The organism is Sciscionella sediminilitoris (genome assembly GCF_000737195.2).
Classification (GTDB): Bacteria; Actinomycetota; Actinomycetes; order Mycobacteriales; family Pseudonocardiaceae; genus Sciscionella; species Sciscionella sediminilitoris.
The window spans coordinates 1-19,874 of sequence record NZ_JALM01000035.1; the positions used below are offsets into that span (position 1 = coordinate 1).

The following is a 19,874-nucleotide window of genomic DNA, read 5'->3' on the forward strand; positions in this document are numbered from 1 at the left end:
CGTGCGGTGTACCGCGCGATCCGCGCAGGACTGGAAACGACGTAGGGACGAGGGGACTTGGCACAGGATCCGCACACCACGCCGCTGCGTTTGCCGAAGTACGCGCGCGATCCCGCGGGTGAGCCGGAAACCGGTCCGCTGCCGCGCCGGGATCCGCGCACCGACCGGACGAAAGCGGTCTCCTCGGGGAAACCCCCGCATTCGGCGGCGGCTTCGGTCGCACTGTTCCGCAGTCACCTGTTCCCGATCGGGCACATGCCCCGCCCGTGCGCGCGGCCCGGCCGCCAGCTTCCGGTTCCCGAGACCCCGACGACATGGGAAGGAGCCCCAGTGAAGGCCGAATCGCTTTCCGGCTGCCTCACCACCCTCGGTATCCCCGCCGAACTGGTGAGCATCGGGGCCGAGCGGGACGAGGCGTGGTGCCTGGTCACCGACGAATCCGGGCACTGGGATGTGTTCTGGCGGGAACGGGGCAGCCGCTACGACTGGAGCAGTTTCGAAGAGGAAGCCGTGGCCTGTCACTACCTGTTCGGGCGGCTGGCCTGGGCGCAGGTGACACGTGGCGCGGTCGGCCTCGTCGACGCCGAGGACACCGGTCGGCACCGGATCGATGTCTCCGGTATCGAGGCTGCGGGTGTCGATGCGGCTGAGGCAGATGCGGCTAGGAAAGCGGACGAAGGCTAGCGGCGATCTTGTCCATGGTGGCCTTGTCCACCGTCTTGCCCGCCTGATCGGCCTCGATGATCAACACCCTGGTCTTGCCCGCCACGCTGACCGCGACCGAGATCGCGTGCACCTTCTTCGCCGCGCAGGGGCCGCCCTGCTGATCGGCGGGCAGATCCACGCTCGCCGCGGAACTCGAGGCGGCCGAGCCGTCCGCGATCCGGCGCTCGGTCACCGGCTCCGGCTTGACCTTGGGGATGCTGCCCTTCTTGTCCATCCCCGCACCCTGTAGCCAGAGCGCGACGCCGCCCCGCGCTCCGACATCCGGTTTGGCATCGCCCGCGGAGAGGATGGCCGCCTGCGCGCGGTGCCCGTCCTTGGCCGTGCAGTCCCCGGCGAACTGCGCCGCCCCGGAACCGGCCACGTAGGGCTTCGCCCCGTACGGCGTCTTCGGGTCCGGCTGCTCGTAGCCGATGATCGTGCTGGGGCTCTCCACCTTCCAGCCCGGCGGGACGTCGTAGGCGAGCCCCTTCTTGGTCGAGGCGACCACCTGCCAGCCGGGCACCACCGGTGCCACGTTCGCGGGCGCGGCGGAGGACGAGGACGGTGGGGGAGTAGCGGAGGAGCTCGGCGCCGGGAGTGCCCGCTGCCGTTCGTCCTGCCCCGTCGATCCGCGCATCAGGAACACCACACCGACCACAATCGCGGCGACCACGACCACCGCGACGACCGAGACGAGCACGCCGGGACGGATCCCGCGCCGCGGGGGCGCGAAACCCGGCTGCGGCTGGGGGAACTCGGGCTGGGGATACCCGGGCTGCGGGAAACCGGACTGGGGGTAGGGCTGCTGCTGATACGGCTGCTGCGGGTAGGGCTGTTGCAGATAGGGCTGCGGTGTGCCGGGTTGCTCCGGGTACCCCCTCGGTTCCCCGGTGATCGGATCCGAGTACGCGCCCCCGTAGCCGCCCTGCTGCTGATTTCCCTGTTGGTCACCCCACGTCATGATCGCAGCATAGGGTGCCGAGTCCGGGCGCATGCGGCGAACCCGGCGATTCGGTCGATTCCGGCCCTCAATCCTGCCGGTCGAGCTCACCGAGCGCGGCTTCGTGCAGCAGGCCGTTGCTGGACAGTACCGAGCCGTTGTCGTAGCGCGGCTGCCCGGAAAGATCGGTGAACCGGCCACCGGCCTCGGTGACGATCACGAACAGCGCGGCGATGTCCCAGGGGCTCACGATGGGTTCCGCGGCGAGGTCGATGGCACCTTCCGCGACGAGGCAGTGCGACCAGAAGTCCCCGAGCGCCCTGCTCTGCCAGCACGCCCCGGAGAGCCGTTCGTAGGCGGCGAGGCTGTGATGTTCACGCCAGGTGGTGAACTCGGTGGTGGACAGGTAGGCATCGGCGAGCGCGCCGACCCCGGACACGGTGATCCGCCGGGTGCCCCGGTGATCGCGCACGAAGGCGCCGTGTCCCTTCGCGGCCCACCAGCGGCGGCCGAGCGCGGGTGCGCTGGCCACGCCGACGGTCGGTTCGCCGTCCTCGAGCAGCGCGATCAGGGTCGCCCACACGCCGACGCCGCGGGAGAAGTTCTTGGTTCCGTCGATCGGGTCGAGCAGCCAGCAGCGGCCGCTGCCGACGGTGCCACCGCGTTCCTCGCCCGCCACCTCGTCGCCGGGCCTGCGCTCGGCGATCCGCGCCCGGATCAGGTCCTCGACCGCGATATCCGCATCGGTGACCGGGGTCCGGTCCGGCTTGGTCTCGACACGCAGGTCGACGGCGGAGAACCGGGCGAGGGTGTGCTCGTCCGCGGCCTCGGCGAGCTCCAGGGCGAGAGTCAGGTCAGCGGTTGACATGAGGGCAATCCTCGCAGGGCTACGATCGCAGGCGTGAGTGCACATCCGGGAACGACGTCATGAGTGTCGTACTGCTCGCCGAGGACGATCCGGCGATCGCCGAGCCCCTGGCCCGCGCGCTGCGCAGGGAGGGGTACCAGCCGGAGGTGGTCACCGAGGGAGACGTGGCGCTCGACCGCGCCTCCGGCGGCGGGATCGACCTGCTCATCCTCGACCTCGGGCTGCCGGGCGTGGACGGCCTCGAGGTGTGCCGCAGCCTGCGCTCGGCGGGGGTGGGGATCCCGGTGCTGATGCTGACCGCGCGCGCCGACGAGGTGGACTTCGTGGTCGGCCTGGACGCCGGGGCGGACGACTACGTGGCCAAACCCTTCCGGCTGGCCGAACTGATGGCGCGCATCCGGGCGCTGCTGCGCCGCAGGGCCCCGGAGACGGTCGAGGCCAACGGGGTGCGCATGGACCTCTCCGCGCGCCGGGTCACTGTGGACGGGGAGGAGATCAACCTCGCGAACAAGGAGTTCGAGCTGTTGCGGGTGCTGCTCACGCACGCCGGCCAGGTCGTCCCGCGCGAGGACATCCTCACCGAGGTGTGGCACGCACCCGAACTCAAAGGCTCCAAGACGCTGGACATGCACATGTCCTGGCTGCGCCGCAAGCTCGGGGACGGGCACCCGCGTTCGGCCGAGCGGCGGATCGCGACCGTCCGCGGCGTCGGATTCCGGTTCAACGCGGACTGATGCGCCGAAGGATCCTGCTCGCCACCCTGTTCACGGTCGCGGTGACCGGGCTGGCACTCGGTATTCCGCTCACCCTGAGCATGGTCACCGTCGTGGAGACGATCTCCCGGCAGCAGCTGGCCGGCAAGGCGCAGCAGATCGCCACCACCTTGGACGACGACCTCGCCGACGGGCGTCCGCTCAATTTGGCCAAGTTCCAGTACGGCGCGCCGGACCGGGGGCGGATCGTGGTCCGTACGCAGGCGCGCACGCTCGAGTTCGGTGCCGATCCCGGGGCCGATCCGATCGAGGAGCAGGTGCCCTTGGTGCGCGGCGGCTCGGTGCGGTTGATCGCGCCGTCCGAGCCGACGCGGGACGAGCAGGTGCGGATGGGTCTGTTCGTGGTCCTCGTGCTGCTCGGTTCGCTGGCCATCGGCACCCTGGTGGCCACCGTGACCGCGCGGCGCCTCTCCCGCCCGCTGCGGGATGTCGCCGAACGCGCGGACCGGCTCGGCGCGGGGGATTTCCGGCCGGAGAACCAGCGCTACGGGGTCGCCGAGCTGGACATGGTCGCCGGTGCCCTGGACACCGCCGCGACCGCGCTGAACCGCCTCGTGCAGCGCGAGCGCAACCTCGTCGGGGATGTCTCGCACCAGCTGCGCAGCAGGCTGACCGCGCTGCAGCTGCGGATCGAGGGACTCGTCGACTCCCCGGACGAGGACACCGCGGCGGAGGCGGGCGCGGCCATGGAACAGGCCGACAAGCTCGGCAAGGTGCTCGACGATCTGCTCGCCGAATCCCGCGCGGCACGGGCGAACGAGGCGCGCCCGGTCGAGCTCTCCGAACAGCTGCGCGCGATCGCCGAGGAATGGCGGCCCGTGGTGCGCGCCTCCGGCGGCTCGCTCGAACTGCGGATCCCCGACGGGCTGCGTGCGGTGGCCACCCCCTCGCGGCTGCGTGAGGCGATCGGGGTGCTGCTGGACAACGCGGTCAAGCACGGCGGGGGAAAGGTGCGGCTCTCCGTTCGTCAGGAGGAGTCCACCGTGGTGATCCAGGTCAGCGATGGCGGCTCCGGGGTGCCGGACGAGTTCGCCAGGCACATGTTCGAGCGCGGGGTCTCCGGAGGCGGATCGAGCGGGGTCGGGCTGGCGCTGGCCAGGGCACTGGTGGACGCCGATGGCGGGCGCCTGGAGCTGTCCGTGCGCAGGCCGGCCACCTTTTCGCTGTTCCTGCTCGCCCCGCCGCCACCGCAGGAACCACAGGCCTGGCGGACCGCACCGCGGTGACCCGCTAGTTCCGCGCTTCCGGCTCGGGGAACACGAACCGGCGCATCGCCCAGTACCGGAACACCATGGCGATCAGGGTGCCGATCACCTGTGCGGAGATGAAGTCGCCGAGTTCCTGGGCGACCCGGCTCGTATCGGGCACCTGCAGGTCGAGCAGGTAACGGGAGATCCAGAGCGGCGCCGTGTTCAGGGCCAGTGCGAGCCCGCTGACCAGGAAGAACAGGAAGGCTTCGTGGTGGCGTTCCCGGCCGCCCCTGGTGCGGAAGGACCATTCCCGGTTGAGCACATAGGAGGTGATGGTGGCGATCAGCGTGGCCACGATCTTCGCGGTCACCGGTTTCGGCGCCAGTACCGTGGTCTTGAGGAAATAGAAGATCGCGGTGTCGATGAGGAACGTGGTCGCGCCGACCACACCGAACTTCAGCAGTTCACGGTGTTTGAGCAGTACCCCGCGCAACGGCTGGGGTACTCGCCGCAGCAGCGCGGAAACCAGCGACACGGCGATACGGTGTCAGGCGACCTCGTCGTCGGCGCGCACGTGCGGGGAGTCCTCCGGACGCAGCGCGGAGACATTGCCCTTGCGGGCGCGGGCGCCCTCCTGCGGGAACACCCACTTGCGGAAGGCCCAGAAGCGGAAGATCGTCTGGATGATCGTGCCGAGGATGCCGCCGAAGATGAAGTCGGCCACTTCCTGGGTCGGCATGGACACGTACGGCGTCTCGAGCTGCAGCACGTACCGGGAGAACAGCGTCGGAACCACGGTGAGGGCGACGGCGAAGCCCGCGATGATGAAGAACAGGGCCGCCTCGTGGTGCCGGTCCCGGCCGCCCCTGGTGCGGAAGGACCATTCGCGGGAGAGCACATAGGACACGATCGTGGCCACGATCACGGCGATCACCTGCGCGGTGACCGGCTTGGTCGCCAGGATCGTCCACTTCAGGCCGTACCACACGACCATGGTGATGACCCAGCAGATCCCGCCGACAACGGCGAATTTCAGCAGCTCACGGTGCTTGATGAGCAGTGAGCGCAGCGGTTGCGGCGTCTTGGCGAGAACGGTTTCCACGAAAGCCACGCCGGACAGCGTATCCGCCATCGAATCCGGGCGCGCACGCACCTCCGGTTATCCGGTGTGTCCGGGGACCGTCACGTAGTTCCCGCCGGCGTTCGGCGCGCTGCTCGTGCCCGGGGTCGGCGTCGGGCGCGCCGGGGTGCTCGACGGGGGAGCCGCCGGGTGTGTCGGCTGCGACGGATGCGACGGGTGCGATGGATGCTGTGGCCGCTGCGCGGAGCTCTCCGAGGGCCGGGTTGGGCTCGGCTTGCCGGGCCGGGTGGTGCTCGGCGGGGTCGGCTCGGTGCTCGAGGACGGTCCCGGGGTGGGATCCGGGGTCTGCCCCGGGGGCTGGGCAGGCTCATCCGGGATCGGCCACACCGGCGGATCCAGCGGCCGGTGCACGTAGACCCGTGCGGTGTCGGTCGCCTCGCCGATCCGTGCCTTGCCGTTGATCACCACGGTCTGCAGCACCGCGAACGGCACCAGCACGGTCATCCGGGCGGACTCGCCGGGACGCAGCTCGTCCCTGGTCACGCAGACGGTCTTGGTGAGCCCGGAATCGCAGTGCATCGAGCCGAGCTGCAGCGGGCGCAGGGTGCCCTTGTCGTAGCGGAGGTACCCGTGCTTGGTGGTCTGCCCGGTGTTGGTCACCCGCATCGCGACGATCGGCAGCCGCAGCGGGTCCAGATCGAGCTGGCGCATGCGCAGCTCGACGCCGTCCTCGGGCAGCGGTTTGACCTTGACCGGGACCCGCACCTTGACCGGGACCGTGGTGCCCGAGTTCACCGTTCCGGTCACCACGCCGCCCTTGGCGTCGCGGTCCGCGGCGAGCCGGAACAGCATGGTCACCTTTTCGCCGGGCTCGAGCCCGCGCTGGGTGGTGCACTCGACCGTGCCCGTGCCGCCGGGGCAGTGCACGGTCGAATCGTCCTTGGCGGGCGCGTCGAGCGCGAAGGCCTTGGGGCCGCCCGCTCCCTGGCCGCCGCCGATCGCGCGGACCCCGGGCGGCAGGTTCAGCTTCGTGTCCACCGGTTCGGACTTGCCCGCCCCGGTGTTGGTCACGGTGATCGGCACGTCCACGGCGGGACCGCCCGGTTCGAGTGAGATGTCCGCGCCCGGGCCCGCCGCGGTGACCTTCGGCTCGCCCGGTTTCGGCGGCTGCGCCGGTGGCGCGGGCTGCTGTGGCGGCGGCTGCGCGGGTGGTTGCGCCGCGGGCGGCGGTGGCGCCTGCGGTGGTTGCGCGGGCGGCGGGGCAGCGGGGGGAGCGGCCGGTGGCTGCGCCGGAGGGGCCGCGGGCGGTGCCGGTGGCGCGGGTGGTTTCGGTGCCGCCGGCGCGGGCTGCTGCTGGGCCGGTGCCGCTGTGGGGATCTGCTGCGGACCCGAGCCCGCGGTCATGGCCACCGCGACGGCGGCGGCCACCGCGGCGGTGCCCACGCCGACCCCGATGAACTGGCGCGGCATGGCGGCCGCGGCACCGGCGGCTCCGCCCGCGCTGGAGGCCGCGCCGACCGCGGTCGCGGCATGGGCGGTCGTGCTGCCCGCGACGGCCAGGTAACCCGCGGCCGCTCCGCCGAGCACGAGCGGGGCCAGCACCGCGCGCAGCGCCCCGTTGACATCGGCGAGTTCGGCGGCGAGCGCCCGGCACTGCTCGCATTCGTCGAGATGCGCCTCGACCTGGGCGGTCTCCCGCTTCGCGAGCCCGCCCCTGGTCCAGGCGCCGAGCCGGTCCACGGTGGCGCGGCAGCGGTCCTCACCGGTCTCGGCGAGGTGCACCTGCAGGTAGGCCTGCCGCAGGCCCTCCCGGGCGCGGTAGGCGAGCGCGGAGACGCCGTTCGGGGAAATACCGAGGATGGTGGCCACCTCGGAGGCCGAGGAACCCTCGACCTCCATGTGCCAGAGCACCGTCTGCCACCGTTCGGGCAGCCGCGCGAAGGCCCGCGCCGCGAGCGAGCGGTCCAGCCCGGCGACCGCAGTGTCCGAGAAGGGCACGCTGATCGAGTCCGCGGGCGCCCCGCTGGTGGTGACGTCGTCGGTGTACTCGACCTTGCGGTCCCGCCTGGTCTTGTCGTACGCGGTGTGCCGCAGTGAGGTCAGCAGGTAGGCGCGGAACGCCGTGTCCGGGCCGTTGCCCGCGCGCAGCGTGTCGAGCACCTTCGCGAAGGCCTCGGACACCAGGTCGTCGGCCTCCGCCGGGGAGCGGGAAACCTGCCTGGCCAGGTTGTAGGCGGCAGCGACGTGCCGCTGGTACAACTCGCCATAGGCCGTGGTGGACCCATGGCGAACCGAGTTGATCAGCTCGGCATCGCTCGGGCCGCTGGCCTGGGCCGGAACGGTCGACACGGTTCTCCTCTACTGCGTTCCACTGTGGGGAACAGTGTGACGGACGAGTTCGTGCTCCGTCACGCCACCTCGCAAAGTTCTCCCGAACGGGCGGGCATTCTTTTTACCGGACCCGCGTCATGATCAACACCGTCGTGCGTCACCCTTTCGCGAACGACAACGGCCACGGAGCTCCGTGGACACGATGGGGAGGGGCAGAACACAAGTGGGATTGCGCGAAGCAGGCCCGCGGCCTTCACGCGACGGCCTGGCCGCAATCGTGCGCACATTGCGTTCGCACTGGCGCACGACCAGCCTCGCGGCGGGCTGGCCGTTTCCCAGTGAATGGGCGCTCCCCGAGGTCGACAAGCTTTGTGTCGCGGCGAGCAAGGACGAGGATCTGCTCGGCCCGGCTGCCGAGTTCGCTCGGGCGCGGGCGAACACGGGGGCCGGACTCGCCGAGACGCTCTCCGACCTCGCGGCACTGCACACGGTGCTGCGTGCCCCTGGCGGGCTCGAAGTGGATCGCGAGGTCGATCCGGACGAGCTGCCCACTCCGCTGCTCCGGGCGACCGCGGTGGCCTGGGCGGATGTGGCGGTGCGCGAGGCGACCAGCATCGAGGTGTGCGACGGGCTCACCGGCCTGGCCACCCCGGCCTATCTGCGCACCAGGCTGCGCGAGGTGTACGCCGAGTGCGAGCTGCACGGGAGCACGGTGACCGGGGACTACGTGCTGGTGCTCGTCGGGGTGGAACTGGACGGCACCGAGGGCTGGTCCCGGTTCGCCGCGCTGATCCTGCTCGCCGATGTGCTGCGCGGGGTGTTCGACGGCGGGGAGACCCTCGCGGTGCTCGGCCCGTGCACGGTGGCCGCCCTGGCCAGACGGGACGAGCGGCTTTCGCTGAACGCGGCGAGCGTGCGCTGGCTGGCCGCGGACCGGTTCGGGGTGGATCCGCAGCTGCGGGACCAGCAGCCGCGGGTGTGGCAGGAACGCCTGCCGCGGACCCACGAGGCGGCCTGTGCGCTGCTCCGCCAGCTCGGCAGGGGGTGATTCCGCTGCTCAGGCTGCCTTGGCGAGCTCCTTGCGTGCCTTCTTCAGCGCGAGCACCGGGCACTTCTTGCAGCGTGACTTGGACCGGCAGCACTTCTTCTTGACCTTGCCGGCCTTGGTCCAGAGCTTCACCGTCTCCTGTGGCGTGGCGCCGAGCTTCTTCTTGCCCATCGGCTCGACTCCTCAATTCCTCGGGCGACAGGTCGTGTTCCACCGCGAGAGTGACATAGGTAAGGCTAACCTGGCCAGTGTGGCCGGAGATGAGTGGTGATCGGCACGTATACTGAGCTGGGCCACCCCCGTGGGGGCAGGCCGTCGTCCGAATTTCTGAGTAAGCCAGCGAATTCACCGGGGAGTACTCGCGTGTCCACAGCAACCGTGTCCACCGCGCACCAGGCAGCGGATGCCGACATCCGCACCGACCTGCGCAATGTCGCCATCGTCGCGCACGTCGACCATGGCAAGACCACGCTCGTCGACGCGATGCTGCGCCAGTCCGGTGCCTTCTCCGCGCGCACCGAGCCGATCGACCGGGTCATGGACTCCGGCGAGCTCGAGCGGGAGAAGGGGATCACGATCCTCGCCAAGAACACCGCGGTCCGGCGCGTCACCGAGCAGGGTGATGTGGTGATAAATGTCATCGACACCCCGGGTCACGCCGACTTCGGCGGTGAGGTGGAGCGCGGACTGTCCATGGTGGACGGGGTGCTGCTGCTCGTGGACGCCTCCGAGGGGCCGCTCCCGCAGACCAGGTTCGTGCTGCGCAAGGCGCTGGCCGCGAACCTTCCCGTGGTGCTCGTGGTGAACAAGGTGGACCGCGCGGACGCGCGCATCGCCGAGGTCGTCGAGGAGACCCACGACCTGCTGCTCGAACTGGCCGCCGAGGTCGAGGGGGCAGACGACTCGGTGCTCGACCTCCCGGTGATCTACGCCTCGGCCCGGGCGGGCAGGGCGAGCCTCGAGGCGCCCGAGGACGGCAAGGTGCCGGACAACGAGAACCTCGATCCGCTGTTCGACGTGCTGCTCGAGCACGTTCCCGCGCCGCGCGGGAACGCGAACGCGCCGCTGCAGGCGCTGGTCACCAACCTGGACGCGTCGAACTTCCTCGGCCGGATCGCGCTGTGCCGGATCTACGCGGGCACCCTGCGCAAGGGCGAGTCGGTGGCCTGGTCCCGCGAGGACGGCTCCAACCAGCGGGTGCGCATCGCCGAGCTGCTGGTCACCGAGGCGCTGGACCGGGTGCCCGCCGAGGAGGCCAGCGCGGGTGACCTGGTGGCCATCGCGGGGATCCCGGACATCACCATCGGCGACTCCCTCGTGGACCCGGAGGACCCGAAGCCGCTGCCGCGCATCACCGTGGACGAGCCGGCGATCTCGATGACCATCGGCGTGAACACCTCGCCGCTCGCCGGTAAGGGCGGCGGCAAGAAGCTGACCGCGCGCATGGTCAAGGCCCGGCTGGACCAGGAACTGATCGGTAACGTCAGCGTGCAGGTGCTGCCCACCGAGCGCCCGGACTGCTGGGAGGTGCGCGGGCGTGGTGAGCTGGCGCTCGCGGTGCTCGTGGAGCAGATGCGCCGGGAGGGTTTCGAGCTCACCGTCGGGAAACCGCAGGTGGTCGAGCGGATCGTGGACGGCAAACGGCACGAGCCCTACGAGTACCTGACCATCGACGCCCCGGAGGAGCACCTGGGCGCGATCACCCAGCTCGTCGCCGCGCGCAAGGGACAGCTGGAGACCATGGGCGGGCACGAGTCCGGGCGGGTGCGGGTCGAGTACGTGATCCCGGCACGCGGGCTGATCGGGTTCCGCACCGAGTTCCTCACCGAGACCCGTGGCGCGGGGATCGCCAACCACGTGTTCGACTCCTACCGGGAGTGGGCGGGCGAGTTCCGCACCCGGCAGTCGGGCTCGCTGGTCGCCGACCGGGCGGGCCAGATCACCGCCTACGCGATGATGCAGCTCGCCGACCGCGGTTCCTTCTTCGTGGAACCCGGCTGGCAGGCCTACGAGGGCATGGTGGTCGGGGAGAACCCGCGGGCCGAGGACCTGGACATCAACATCGCGCGGGAGAAGAAGCTCACGAACATGCGCTCCTCGAACGCCGATGAGCTCGAGCGTCTCGCCCGGCCGCGCAAGCTCGGGCTCGAGGAGGCCCTGGAGTTCTGCTCCGGCGACGAATGTGTCGAGGTCGGCCCGGACGTGATCCGGGTGCGCAAAGTGATCCTGCCCGCGACCGAGCGCGCGAAGGCCCGCTCCCGCTCGAAGCAGGGCTAGCAGCAGGGTCAACGGTCAACGCGCGAAACTCCCCCACGCAGGGTGTCGATCCTCTGCCGCTCCGTTCGACGCACCGGTATCAGTGACCGGAACCGGATGAACGGAGCATGAGGATGGATATCTCGACTCTGCGGGAGAAAGCGACCGGACCGGCTGCGCGGAGCTGGGTGCTCGCCGCGTTCCGCGTGGTCATCGCACTGCTGTACCTGTTGCACGCGCTGCTCGGCCTGTTCGGTCTGTTCGGCGGGGTGGACGGCCGTGGCGGCGCCATCGAGGCATTCACCTTCGACTGGTGGGTGACCCTCGTGCAGCTGGTCACCGCGGTCCTCGTGGGACTCGGCCTGGCGACCCGCCCGGCGGCGGTGCTGTGCTCGGGCATGATGGCCTACGCCTATTTCACCGTGCACCAGCCGGTGGGACTCGCCCCGTTGCAGAACATGGGGGAACCCGCGGCGCTGTACTCCTGGTGTTTCCTGCTGCTCGCGGTGTTCGGCCCGGGCGCCGCCGCACTCGGCGGGTGGCTGCGTGCGCGCGGCGGCGACCGGGCGGAGGCTCAGCGGTCGAACAGCCCGGAGTACCCGTTGAGCGCCGGCTGACCACCGAGGTGGGCGTACAGCACCGTGCTGTCCGGCCCGATCTCGCCACGGCGGACCAGATCGATCAGCCCGGCCATGGATTTCCCCTCGTACACCGGGTCGGTGAGCATCCCCTCGGTGCGGGCCGCGAGCCGGATCGCCTCCAGGGTGGTCTCGTCCGGGATGCCGTAGGTGCCCGCGTGGTAGCGCTCGTCCAGGACGGGCTCCTGCTCGAGACGGGTGTCCAGCAGCGCGGCGGTGTCCTCGGCGATCCGGGTGATCTGCGCGCGGGTCTGCTCCGGTTTGGCCGAGCCGTCGATGCCGATCACCCGGCGCGGTGGCCCGTCGAGCGCGGCGAACCCGGCGAGCATTCCGGCCTGGGTGCTGCCGGTCACCGAGCACACCACGATCGTGTCGAAGAAGACGCCGAGTTCACGTTCCTGTTCGGCGAGTTCGGCCGCCCAGCTGGCGAATCCGAGACCGCCGAGCGGGTGGTCCGAGGCACCGGCCGGGATGGCGTAGGGGACCCCGCCGGAGTCCTCCACCTCACGCAGCGCCTGCTGCCAGCTCTCCCGGATGCCGATGTCGAAACCGGCCCGCACCAGCCGCACATCCGCCCCGGCGATCCGGCTGATCAGGATGTTGCCGACCTTGTCGTAGACCGCGTCCGGCCAGTCCACCCACTGCTCCTGCACCAGAACGCAGTTCAGCCCGGCGTGCGCGGCCACCGCGGCGACCTGGCGGGTGTGGTTGGACTGGACCCCGCCGATCGAGACGAGTGTGTCGCAACCCTTGGCGAGCGCGTCCGCGAGCAGGTACTCGAGTTTGCGGGTCTTGTTGCCGCCGTAGGCGATCCCGGAATTGCAGTCCTCCCGCTTGGCCCAGATCCGGGCCCCGCCGAGATGTTCGCCGAGCCGGTCGAGCCGGTGCACCGGGGACGGTCCGAACAACAGCGGGTGGCGGGGAAACTCGTCGATTCGCATGCCGTGCAGGCTACGCACGGGCCGAGGCGCCGGCCGCACACGCGCTCTGGCAGGCTTCGAACACGATGAGAACCGGGCACCGCAGATCGAGGCTACGCGTGGCGTGCGTGTTGTTCGCCGTGCTCGGCCTGGTCGCCGCGTGCACGAACTACCCGCCGCCACCCTTGGTCTCCGCTCCGCCCAAACAGCACAGCGCGGCCAAACCGACCGATCTGGACCAGGTGGTCTTCGGGGTGGACCGGTTCGGCAAGGGATTCAACCCGCACCGGATCGCCGATCAGTCCACGCTGACCACTGCGCTGGCCACCGGAATGCTGCCCTCGGTGTTCCGCCCGGCCGCGGACGGCAGCCCGCAGCTGGACCGCACGGTCATGGAGTCGGCGGAGGTGACCTCGGCCGATCCGTTCACCGTCTCCTACACGATCCGCACCGACGCCGCCTGGTCCGACGGGGTTCCGGTGCGTGCCGAGGACTTCCTCTATCTGCGGGACCAGATGGTCAGCCAGCCCGGTGTGGTCAACCCCGAGGGGTACCGGCTGATCACCGATATCGGCACCGAGGACGGCGGCCGGGTGGTACGGGTGCGGTTCGCCAAGCCCTATCCCGGCTGGCGTTCGCTGTTCGACAACCTGTTGCCCGGGCACATCCTCAAGGACGCGCCGGGCGGCTGGGATTCCGCGCTCAGCGACGGGTATCCGGCATCGGCGGGCCCGTACATGCTGGGCAGCCTGGATCGGGGCCGCGGCGAGATCATGCTGGACCGCAATGATCGCTACTGGGCCCGTCCGTCCGGGATCGGGCACATCATGATCCGCCGCTCGGGCATCGAGGACGCGGTGAGCGCGCTGCGCACCGACGACTCGCAGCTGGCCGCGGTGAGCTCAGACAGCGGAACCGCGAAGGCACTGGCCGGACTCGGATCCACGGCCCGCACCGTGGCGCTGCCCAGGGACGCGGTCGCCCAGGTCGATCTGCGCCCGGTCGGCCCGCTCTCCGATGAGCGGGTGCGCACCGCCGTGGCCGCGGCACTCGACCGGACGGAGCTGATCAAGGCGGGCGGCGGGGACCGTTCGGCGCGTGCCGATGCGCTCACCCTCGCCCCTTCGCAGCCCGGATACACCCCGACCATGCCCGAGGACGCCCCCGGAGCACGGCCCGAGCATTCGACGGTACGCAGCAAGCTGAGCTCGGCCGGGTACCGGGAACGTTCCGGCACCTGGTCGCTGCCCACGATCACCGTGGTCGCCGCCGCCGGTACCGAGCCGTATCTGAGCATCGCCAAGGAAGCCGTCAGCGAGCTCGAGAAAGCGGGTATCCCGGCGAAGCTCAGCACCCCGAGCGCCGAGCAGCTCTACGGTTCGCTGCAGGCCGCCGACGAGAAGGATCAGGCACAGCTGCTCGTCGCCCCGCGCACCACCGGTGATGACCCGGCGAGCGCACTGGCCAGCTGGTACGGCTGCCCGGGGAACCAGCCGGGAACGAACACGCCGTATCCGGACAACCCCGGGCAGGTCTGCCTGCGTGATCTGCAGCCGCGGATCGACAAGGTGGTGCGCGGGGACGAACTGCTCGCCGGTGCCCTGCCCGGGATCGAGAAGGGGATCTGGCAGCGGGCCCTGGCGATCCCGCTGTTCCAGGTGACCGATCTGCTCGCGATCCGGTCCGGGATCGAGAACGTGGGAACCGATCCGGCCGCGGTCGCGCCGTTCCCGAGCGCCCCGGAGTGGAAGCGCACCCGGCGCTGAGATCGCGGGCGTGGCGACACCGGAATGGTCACGGGCAGTAGGCTTGCGGCGTGACCTTGACCGATCCAAGACGACTGCTGCTGGTGCACGCGCACCCGGATGACGAGAGCATCTGGACGGGAGGCACGATCGCCAAGTACGCCGCCGAGGGTGCGCACGTCACCGTGGTGACCTGCACGCTCGGTGAGGAGGGCGAGATCATCCCGGACGCGCTCGCCGGTCTGGCCGCGGACCGGGCCGATCAGCTCGGCGGTTACCGCATGGGCGAACTGCGCTCGGCCTGTGCCGCGCTGCGTGTCACCGAGCATCGCTACCTCGGCGGCATCGGGCGCTGGCGGGATTCGGGCATGGTGGGGGATCCGGCGAACGAGCATCCGCGGTGTTTCGTGCGCGGTTCCTTCGACGAACAGGTCGCCGCGCTCGCCGAGGTGATCGCCGAACTGCGCCCGCAGGTGGTGATCGGCTACGACGCGTTCGGCGGTTACGGGCACCCGGACCACATCCGCGCCAGCGAGATCGCGATGGCCGCGACCGGGGAGGATTCCGGGGTGGCCCGGGTGTTCCACACGGTGAACTCCCGCGCGGAGACCGAGGCGGGCCTGCGCGGGCTCCGCGAACTGGACGGACTGCCGTACCGGATGCCGGCCGAGGACGAACTGCACCTGACCGAGGACGAGCGGATCGACGTGGCGGTGGACGTCACCAACCACATTCCGGCCAAGCTGTCCGCGCTGCGGGCGCACGCCACCCAGGTCTCGGTGTGGCAGGGCAGCGGGGCAGGGGAGTGCAGCTACGCCCTGTCCAACGGGATCGCCGCCCCGGTGCTCGGTTCGGAGTTCTACGTGCTCGCCAAGGGAGACCGCGCGGGACTGGACGGCGACCTGTTCGGTGGCCTGTCATGAGCGGGAAGCTCGCCGGCCGGTTCGAATTCGGCCTGCTGCTGCTCGACTCCGTGCTGCTCGCCCTGCTCGAACTGTTCTTCCTGCCGCTGCGCGCCGGGGTGGTCCCGGTTCCGGTGACCGCGGTGCTCGCCGCGGTCACCCTGCCGTTGCTGGTGCGCAGGGCCGCCGCCCTGGTGCCGACCACGGTCGGCGCCTCCGCCCCGCTGCTGGTGTGGCTGGTCGTGGTGCTCGGTGTCGGGCTCGCGGGTCCGGGCGGGGACCAGGTGCTCATCCCGGACTGGCGCGCTCTCGCGCTGCTGGCCCTGGGGCTGCTGCCCGCCGCCGTCGCGCTCGGCGGGGCGCTCGGGAACGCGGTGCGTGCTCGTGGCTGAGGCGATCCCGGACGCCGCGATCGTGGGGGTACTGCGCCCGTTCGTGCGCGCCTGCGCCCCGCTGATCGACCGGCTGCGCGAGGCCGACCCGTTCGGGACCCGGCTGGCCGACCGGCTGGCGCGGGTGCGCATGCCGGGCACTGAGGCCTGGCGGGTGATGACCCCGCAGCGGCGCACCGACTGGTGGGTCAACCGGGTCGGCCGGTTCACCACGATCGTGGCGGCGATCCCGGGCCTCGGCGGCGCGCTCGCGCAGCGCTTCCCGGTCGCCGACGCGGTCGGTGCTGCCTCGCAGGGACTGCTGTTGTGCGCGATCGCCGGGGAACACGGCATCACCGACACCCCGACCAGGGTGCGGCTGCTCGCCTCGGTGCTGTTCGGCCGCGAGATCAGTGCGGAACTGGCCAGCGGGCAGCGGCACGACGAGGAGGAGCGCACCGCGGAGCTGCGGGAGGGGACCGAGCACCGTGCCCCGGTGCGCACCGCGGCCCGCGCGGTCTACCGGCTGGGCCGCGCCCTGCTCGCCGCGGGTGCCGAACTCGAACGCCGCCCGCGTGGCCGCTGGTATCACCGCGCGGTCGGGCTCATTCCCGTCGTGGGGGTGCTCGGCGGTTACCTCGGGGAGCGTTCCGGGCTCAAGCGGGCCTCCCGGAAGGCGCTGCGCTGGATCGAGCGCGACCACGCCTGATCGGGTTAGTGTTGGCCTATGTCCATCAAACGGCAGGACGAGCGGCACAACGGAGACACCGTCAAGGAGCTCAAGGAACTCTTCGACAACGAGGAGACCGAAGAGGGGAAGACCGGCGCGCCGCGGATGCGCATCGTCGGGGACCTGCGCACGCCGCCCAGGAAACCGCGCGACTAGGCGACAGCCGGTATCCAGTACCGGTAGCGGTGGTGCTCGCGGTAGCCGAGACCGCCGTAGAGCCGCAGCGCCGCGGTGTTCGCCGTGTCCACCTGGAGCACGCAGTGCCGCGCGCCCTGCTCGGCTCCCCACCGGAACAGCGCGCCGAGCAGGCCCTTGGCCAGTCCGCGGCGGCGCTGCTCCGGAGCCACCGCGAGCCGGGCGATGTGCAGCAGTTCGCCGTGTACCGCGGCACGCCCCACGGCCAGCGCCGCGTCCCCGTCCTCGATGAGCCCGTACCCGGTGCGCGGATAGCCGGTGAGCACCTGCCGTTGCGCGGGATCCGGTCCGGTGGCGCCGATCGTGAGCGGCCACCAGGATCGTGGCGGTTCCGGGTACACCCCGCCGAGGACCGCATCGGAGGCGAGCGGGCCGAGTAGTACCGCGACCCCGGAGTCCCCGCAGTTGTCCGGATCGGTGCGCCAGCCGTGGGCGCGCAGCTCGGGTTCGGCCGCTGCGCCCTCGATCACCTGCAGCTTCGGGGTGAGGCCGTGCCCGGAGTAGAACGCGCGCACTCGGTCCAGCGCCGCCTCGGTGGGCATCCCGGGATCCCCGAGGACGAGCGCGGTGTTCGCCCGGCCGGTGAACCCGCCCGCCGCGCGCAGCCGCCACCGGCCGAGCGGGCATTCCTGAACGGCGGGCCACATGTCGGCACAGGCGGATTCGATGGCTTCGGTGTGCACTCTTCGTCCTGCTCCTGATCGGTTGTCCGGCCCTGGAAGGGGGTCCTTACCGACTGTGAGCCAGGGCACCGTAGTTGAATAGGCGGTAGCCACGAGAGTATGACTTCGCACCGGACGCGTAGTCTCGCATCTGTGCGAACCCGACAAGCAGGAGAGTTCAAGTGACGTACGTGATCGCCGAGCCCTGCGTTGACCTCCTCGACAAGGCCTGCATCGAGGAATGCCCGGTCGACTGCATCTACGAAGGCGCCCGGATGCTCTACATCCACCCGGACGAGTGCGTCGACTGCGGCGCCTGCGAGCCGGTGTGTCCCGTCGAGGCGATCTACTACGAGGACGACGTGCCCGACCAGTGGGCCGCGTACACCAAGGCGAACGTGGACTTCTTCGACGAACTCGGCTCCCCGGGTGGCGCGTCGAAGGTCGGCAAGGTGGACAAGGACGTCGAGCCGGTGACGAGCCTCCCGCCGCAAGAACACGACGAATGAGGCTGCCGGACTTTCCCTGGGACAGCCTCGTCCCGCACAAGCGCACCGCGGCCGCGCACCCGGACGGGATCGTCGACCTCTCGGTCGGCGCTCCCGTCGACGAGGTGCCCGCGGTGCTCCGGCAAGGCCTGCAGGCCGGGGCGAACCTGCCCGGTTACCCGGCCACGCACGGCACCCGTGAGCTGCGTGAGGCCGCGGTGGCCGCGCTGGAGCGCCGGTTCGGCATCACCGGCCTCGAACAGGACGCGGTGCTCCCGACGGTCGGCTCGAAGGAGCTCGTCGCCGGGTTGCCCGCCCAGCTGGGGCTCGGCGCGGACGACGCCGTGGTGATCCCGGGCCTGGCCTACCCGACCTACGAGGTGGGAGCCTGCCTGGCCGGAGCGGACGTGCTGCGCGCCGAGGACGTCACCGCGCTCGGTGCGGTACGGCCCGCGCTGGTGTGGCTGAACTCCCCGGCGAACCCGACCGGAAGGGTCGCGGGCGTCGAGGAACTACGGGCGGCCGTGGACTGGGCGCGGGAACGCGGCGCGGTCGTGGCCTCCGACGAGTGCTACCTCGGCCTGCCCTGGGAGTCCGAACCGGTCTCGGTGCTGCATCCCGAGGTGTGCGGCGGCGACCACACCGGCCTGCTCGCCGTCCACTCGCTGTCCAAGACCTCGAACCTCGCCGGATACCGGGCCGGGTTCGTCACCGGGGACCCGGAACTGGTCGCCCGGCTGCTGGAGATCCGCAAACACGCCGGGCTGATCATGCCGCATCCGGTGCAGCACGCCGTGCTCGCCGCGCTGCGCGACGATGAGCACATCGCGGAACAGCGGGAGCGCTACCGGGCCCGCCGCGAGCAGCTGTGGAAGGCACTCACCTCGGCGGGCTTCGAGATCACGCACTCGGCCGCGGGCCTGTACCTGTGGGCGAGCGCGGGCGAGGACGCCTGGCAGACCGTGGAACGCCTGGCCGGACTGGGTATTCTGGTCGCGCCCGGCACCTTCTACGGGCCGAGCGGGGACCGGCACGTGCGGGTGAGCCTGACCGCGAGCGATGAGCGCATCGAGGCGGCGGCCGGACGGTTGTCCTGAGCGATCCCTTCGGTCCCTGGGAACCGTGTACCCCGGAGGAACTCGCCGGGATCCTGGAGCCGCTGCGGGCGCCGTGGTGGATCGCGGGCGGTCACGGCATCGAGCTCGCCGTGGGCCGTCCGCTGCGCGCGCACGGGGACATCGACGTGCTCCTGCTGCGCCGCGACCAGGGTGAACTCCAGCGGCTGCTCGCTGACTGGGAGCTCTACGCCGCTGACCCGCCGGGGACCCTGCGTCCATGGCGGGAAGGGGAGTGGCTCGGCCCGCGGGTGCACGACATCTGGTGCCGCTCCCCGGGCGGGCCGTGGCGAATCCAGGTCCTGTTCGACGAGTCGGATGGCGCCGACTGGGTTTCCCGCCGGGATCCCCGGCTGCGCAGGAACAGTGCCGGACTCGGCGCGCGGACCGCGCAGGGCATTCCCTACCTGGCCCCGGAGATCGGGTTGTTCTACAAGGCGCAACGGCCACGGGCGCGGGACGAGACCGACTTCGCCGCGGCCGCGGGGCTGCTCGGCCCCGCCGCTCGGGACTGGCTGGCCGGTGCGATCGCGGTGAACTACGGCGCGGGCCATCCCTGGCTCGCGCGACTCTAGCGGCGCCGGTACCGCACGGTGGCCACGACGATCAGCACGACGCCGATCAGGATGAACAGGCCACCGAACACGCCGACGCCGTACTCGGCCTCCGTGCCGCCGGTGACCTGCCCCTTGGCCAGGAAAACGAGTGCGGCGATCCCGATGGCGATCGGCAGCAAACTGCTGAGCACGGCCCGGGCTGGATGACGCGGCCGGACCGGGGTCATCTCCCGGCCGCCGTACTGCGCCTCGTACGGGTTCTGCCCGGCCGGTGTGCCCTGCTGCGGCGGTGCCTGCCGGTACGGGTTCGGCGCGTTGTTGTCGTACGGGTTGCCCTGCTGCGGATTCGGCTGGCCCAT

General features: G+C 71.0%; 22 protein-coding genes and 1 pseudogene. 14 read left to right on the top strand and 9 right to left on the bottom strand.

All coding sequences use genetic code 11. The features are described 5' to 3' along the window. Positions 1-330 precede the first annotated feature (330 nt). Positions 331-579 (top strand): annotated as a pseudogene (locus AD72_RS35645) (hypothetical protein); the annotation flags it as partial. A gap of 82 nt (positions 580-661) precedes the next feature. Here AD72_RS35645 and AD72_RS15740 read toward each other — a convergent pair. After that, positions 662-1,666 (bottom strand): DUF8017 domain-containing protein, encoded by a 1,005-nt coding sequence (locus AD72_RS15740; RefSeq protein ID WP_156365222.1) that lies wholly within the window; start codon positions 1,664-1,666, stop codon positions 662-664. Positions 1,667-1,733: 67 nt separating this feature from the next. Then, on the bottom strand, positions 1,734-2,513 hold the full coding sequence (gene hisN, locus AD72_RS15745; RefSeq protein WP_031467265.1) for a histidinol-phosphatase: 780 nt from the start codon (positions 2,511-2,513) through the stop codon (positions 1,734-1,736). Positions 2,514-2,572: 59 nt separating this feature from the next. On the opposite strand from hisN, the gene AD72_RS15750 reads away from it, so the two are divergent. Together AD72_RS15750 and AD72_RS15755 are read left to right on the top strand one after the other, a co-directional pair. After that, complete coding sequence (locus tag AD72_RS15750) at positions 2,573-3,247, top strand: response regulator transcription factor (protein WP_031467266.1); 675 nt, start codon at positions 2,573-2,575, stop codon at positions 3,245-3,247. After that, positions 3,247-4,512, top strand: a complete 1,266-nt coding sequence (locus AD72_RS15755; protein ID WP_031467267.1) for an ATP-binding protein — start codon at positions 3,247-3,249, stop codon at positions 4,510-4,512. The genes AD72_RS15750 and AD72_RS15755 overlap by 1 nt, the downstream gene beginning before the upstream one ends. A gap of 4 nt (positions 4,513-4,516) precedes the next feature. Here AD72_RS15755 and AD72_RS15760 read toward each other — a convergent pair whose 3' ends face one another. Genes AD72_RS15760 through AD72_RS38050 form a run of 3 tightly spaced genes read right to left on the bottom strand, consistent with a single transcriptional unit; the run spans position 4,517 to position 7,906 of the window. After that, a complete protein-coding gene (locus AD72_RS15760; RefSeq protein WP_031467268.1) occupies positions 4,517-5,011 on the bottom strand; it encodes a GtrA family protein in 495 nt (164 codons plus the stop codon). Between the two features lie 12 nt (positions 5,012-5,023). Beyond that, positions 5,024-5,587: a GtrA family protein gene (locus AD72_RS15765; RefSeq protein WP_231644854.1), complete on the bottom strand. Its 564-nt coding sequence runs from the start codon at positions 5,585-5,587 to the stop codon at positions 5,024-5,026. Between the two features lie 48 nt (positions 5,588-5,635). Next, positions 5,636-7,906 (bottom strand): sigma-70 family RNA polymerase sigma factor, encoded by a 2,271-nt coding sequence (locus AD72_RS38050; RefSeq protein WP_051898664.1) that lies wholly within the window; start codon positions 7,904-7,906, stop codon positions 5,636-5,638. A gap of 259 nt (positions 7,907-8,165) precedes the next feature. Between AD72_RS38050 and AD72_RS15775 the strand changes: the two genes are divergently transcribed. Then, the gene (locus AD72_RS15775; RefSeq protein WP_231644855.1) at positions 8,166-8,936 is read left to right on the top strand and encodes a GGDEF domain-containing protein; all 771 of its coding nucleotides are present in this window, start codon (positions 8,166-8,168) and stop codon (positions 8,934-8,936) included. A 9-nt stretch (positions 8,937-8,945) separates the two neighbouring features. Here AD72_RS15775 and AD72_RS37190 read toward each other — a convergent pair whose 3' ends face one another. Continuing rightward, on the bottom strand, positions 8,946-9,107 hold the full coding sequence (locus AD72_RS37190; protein ID WP_197284989.1) for a hypothetical protein: 162 nt from the start codon (positions 9,105-9,107) through the stop codon (positions 8,946-8,948). 192 nt (positions 9,108-9,299) lie between these two features. Here AD72_RS37190 and typA point away from each other — a divergent pair, with 192 nt between their 5' ends. Then, entirely contained in the window at positions 9,300-11,213 is a 1,914-nt protein-coding gene (gene typA, locus AD72_RS15785) for a translational GTPase TypA (RefSeq protein WP_231644856.1), read from the top strand. Positions 11,214-11,326: 113 nt separating this feature from the next. After that, the gene (locus tag AD72_RS15790; protein WP_031467274.1) at positions 11,327-11,809 is read left to right on the top strand and encodes a DoxX family protein; all 483 of its coding nucleotides are present in this window, start codon (positions 11,327-11,329) and stop codon (positions 11,807-11,809) included. On the opposite strand, the gene AD72_RS15795 is transcribed toward AD72_RS15790, so the two are convergent. Next, a complete protein-coding gene (locus tag AD72_RS15795; protein ID WP_031467275.1) occupies positions 11,767-12,771 on the bottom strand; it encodes a 1-aminocyclopropane-1-carboxylate deaminase in 1,005 nt (334 codons plus the stop codon). The two genes, AD72_RS15790 and AD72_RS15795, sit on opposite strands and share 43 nt — an antisense overlap. A 98-nt stretch (positions 12,772-12,869) precedes the next feature. Here AD72_RS15795 and AD72_RS15800 point away from each other — a divergent pair, with 98 nt between their 5' ends. Genes AD72_RS15800 through AD72_RS36625 form a run of 5 tightly spaced genes read left to right on the top strand, consistent with a single transcriptional unit; the run spans position 12,870 to position 16,654 of the window. Beyond that, a complete protein-coding gene (locus tag AD72_RS15800) occupies positions 12,870-14,516 on the top strand; it encodes an ABC transporter family substrate-binding protein (protein WP_051898665.1) in 1,647 nt (548 codons plus the stop codon). A gap of 50 nt (positions 14,517-14,566) precedes the next feature. Then, the gene (gene mshB, locus AD72_RS15805; RefSeq protein ID WP_031467277.1) at positions 14,567-15,418 is read left to right on the top strand and encodes an N-acetyl-1-D-myo-inositol-2-amino-2-deoxy-alpha-D-glucopyranoside deacetylase; all 852 of its coding nucleotides are present in this window, start codon (positions 14,567-14,569) and stop codon (positions 15,416-15,418) included. Continuing rightward, positions 15,415-15,789: a hypothetical protein gene (locus tag AD72_RS15810; RefSeq protein WP_031467278.1), complete on the top strand. Its 375-nt coding sequence runs from the start codon at positions 15,415-15,417 to the stop codon at positions 15,787-15,789. Before mshB ends, AD72_RS15810 begins: the two co-directional genes overlap by 4 nt. After that, positions 15,782-16,477, top strand: coding sequence for a hypothetical protein (locus AD72_RS15815; protein ID WP_031467279.1), 696 nt, complete (start codon positions 15,782-15,784; stop codon positions 16,475-16,477). Before AD72_RS15810 ends, AD72_RS15815 begins: the two co-directional genes overlap by 8 nt. Before the next feature lie 18 nt (positions 16,478-16,495). After that, on the top strand, positions 16,496-16,654 hold the full coding sequence (locus tag AD72_RS36625) for a hypothetical protein (protein WP_156365225.1): 159 nt from the start codon (positions 16,496-16,498) through the stop codon (positions 16,652-16,654). Here AD72_RS36625 and AD72_RS15820 read toward each other — a convergent pair. Next, positions 16,651-17,376 carry a GNAT family N-acetyltransferase gene (locus AD72_RS15820; protein WP_031467280.1) on the bottom strand — a complete coding sequence of 242 codons (726 nt, stop codon included), beginning with the start codon at positions 17,374-17,376 and terminating at the stop codon, positions 16,651-16,653. The two genes, AD72_RS36625 and AD72_RS15820, sit on opposite strands and share 4 nt — an antisense overlap. Positions 17,377-17,537: 161 nt before the next feature. Here AD72_RS15820 and fdxA point away from each other — a divergent pair, with 161 nt between their 5' ends. The 3 genes from fdxA to AD72_RS15835 all read left to right on the top strand — a co-directional run bounded on the left by fdxA (position 17,538) and on the right by AD72_RS15835 (position 19,533). Beyond that, on the top strand, positions 17,538-17,864 hold the full coding sequence (fdxA, locus tag AD72_RS15825) for a ferredoxin (RefSeq protein ID WP_020498459.1): 327 nt from the start codon (positions 17,538-17,540) through the stop codon (positions 17,862-17,864). Then, positions 17,861-18,940, top strand: coding sequence for a succinyldiaminopimelate transaminase (gene dapC, locus AD72_RS15830; RefSeq protein ID WP_031467281.1), 1,080 nt, complete (start codon positions 17,861-17,863; stop codon positions 18,938-18,940). Before fdxA ends, dapC begins: the two co-directional genes overlap by 4 nt. A 62-nt stretch (positions 18,941-19,002) precedes the next feature. Continuing rightward, positions 19,003-19,533, top strand: a complete 531-nt coding sequence (locus AD72_RS15835; protein ID WP_197284990.1) for a nucleotidyltransferase domain-containing protein — start codon at positions 19,003-19,005, stop codon at positions 19,531-19,533. On the opposite strand, the gene AD72_RS15840 is transcribed toward AD72_RS15835, so the two are convergent. Then, the gene (locus AD72_RS15840; RefSeq protein ID WP_031467283.1) at positions 19,530-19,874 is read right to left on the bottom strand and encodes a YidH family protein; all 345 of its coding nucleotides are present in this window, start codon (positions 19,872-19,874) and stop codon (positions 19,530-19,532) included. The two genes, AD72_RS15835 and AD72_RS15840, sit on opposite strands and share 4 nt — an antisense overlap.

What these genes read in the sequence shown, in the direction of transcription:
- hisN (WP_031467265.1), bottom strand. Translation starts at nt 2,513, where the DNA reads ATGTCAACCGCTGACCTGACTCTCGCCCTGGAGCTCGCCGAGGCCGCG.
- AD72_RS15755 (WP_031467267.1), top strand. Translation starts at nt 3,247, where the DNA reads ATGCGCCGAAGGATCCTGCTCGCCACCCTGTTCACGGTCGCGGTGACC.
- AD72_RS37190 (WP_197284989.1), bottom strand. Translation starts at nt 9,107, where the DNA reads ATGGGCAAGAAGAAGCTCGGCGCCACGCCACAGGAGACGGTGAAGCTC.
- AD72_RS15790 (WP_031467274.1), top strand. Translation starts at nt 11,327, where the DNA reads ATGGATATCTCGACTCTGCGGGAGAAAGCGACCGGACCGGCTGCGCGG.
- AD72_RS15795 (WP_031467275.1), bottom strand. Translation starts at nt 12,771, where the DNA reads ATGCGAATCGACGAGTTTCCCCGCCACCCGCTGTTGTTCGGACCGTCC.
- AD72_RS15750 (WP_031467266.1), top strand. Translation starts at nt 2,573, where the DNA reads ATGAGTGTCGTACTGCTCGCCGAGGACGATCCGGCGATCGCCGAGCCC.
- AD72_RS15840 (WP_031467283.1), bottom strand. Translation starts at nt 19,874, where the DNA reads ATGGGCCAGCCGAATCCGCAGCAGGGCAACCCGTACGACAACAACGCG.
- AD72_RS36625 (WP_156365225.1), top strand. Translation starts at nt 16,496, where the DNA reads ATGTCCATCAAACGGCAGGACGAGCGGCACAACGGAGACACCGTCAAG.
- AD72_RS15740 (WP_156365222.1), bottom strand. Translation starts at nt 1,666, where the DNA reads ATGACGTGGGGTGACCAACAGGGAAATCAGCAGCAGGGCGGCTACGGG.
- dapC (WP_031467281.1), top strand. Translation starts at nt 17,861, where the DNA reads ATGAGGCTGCCGGACTTTCCCTGGGACAGCCTCGTCCCGCACAAGCGC.
- AD72_RS15810 (WP_031467278.1), top strand. Translation starts at nt 15,415, where the DNA reads ATGAGCGGGAAGCTCGCCGGCCGGTTCGAATTCGGCCTGCTGCTGCTC.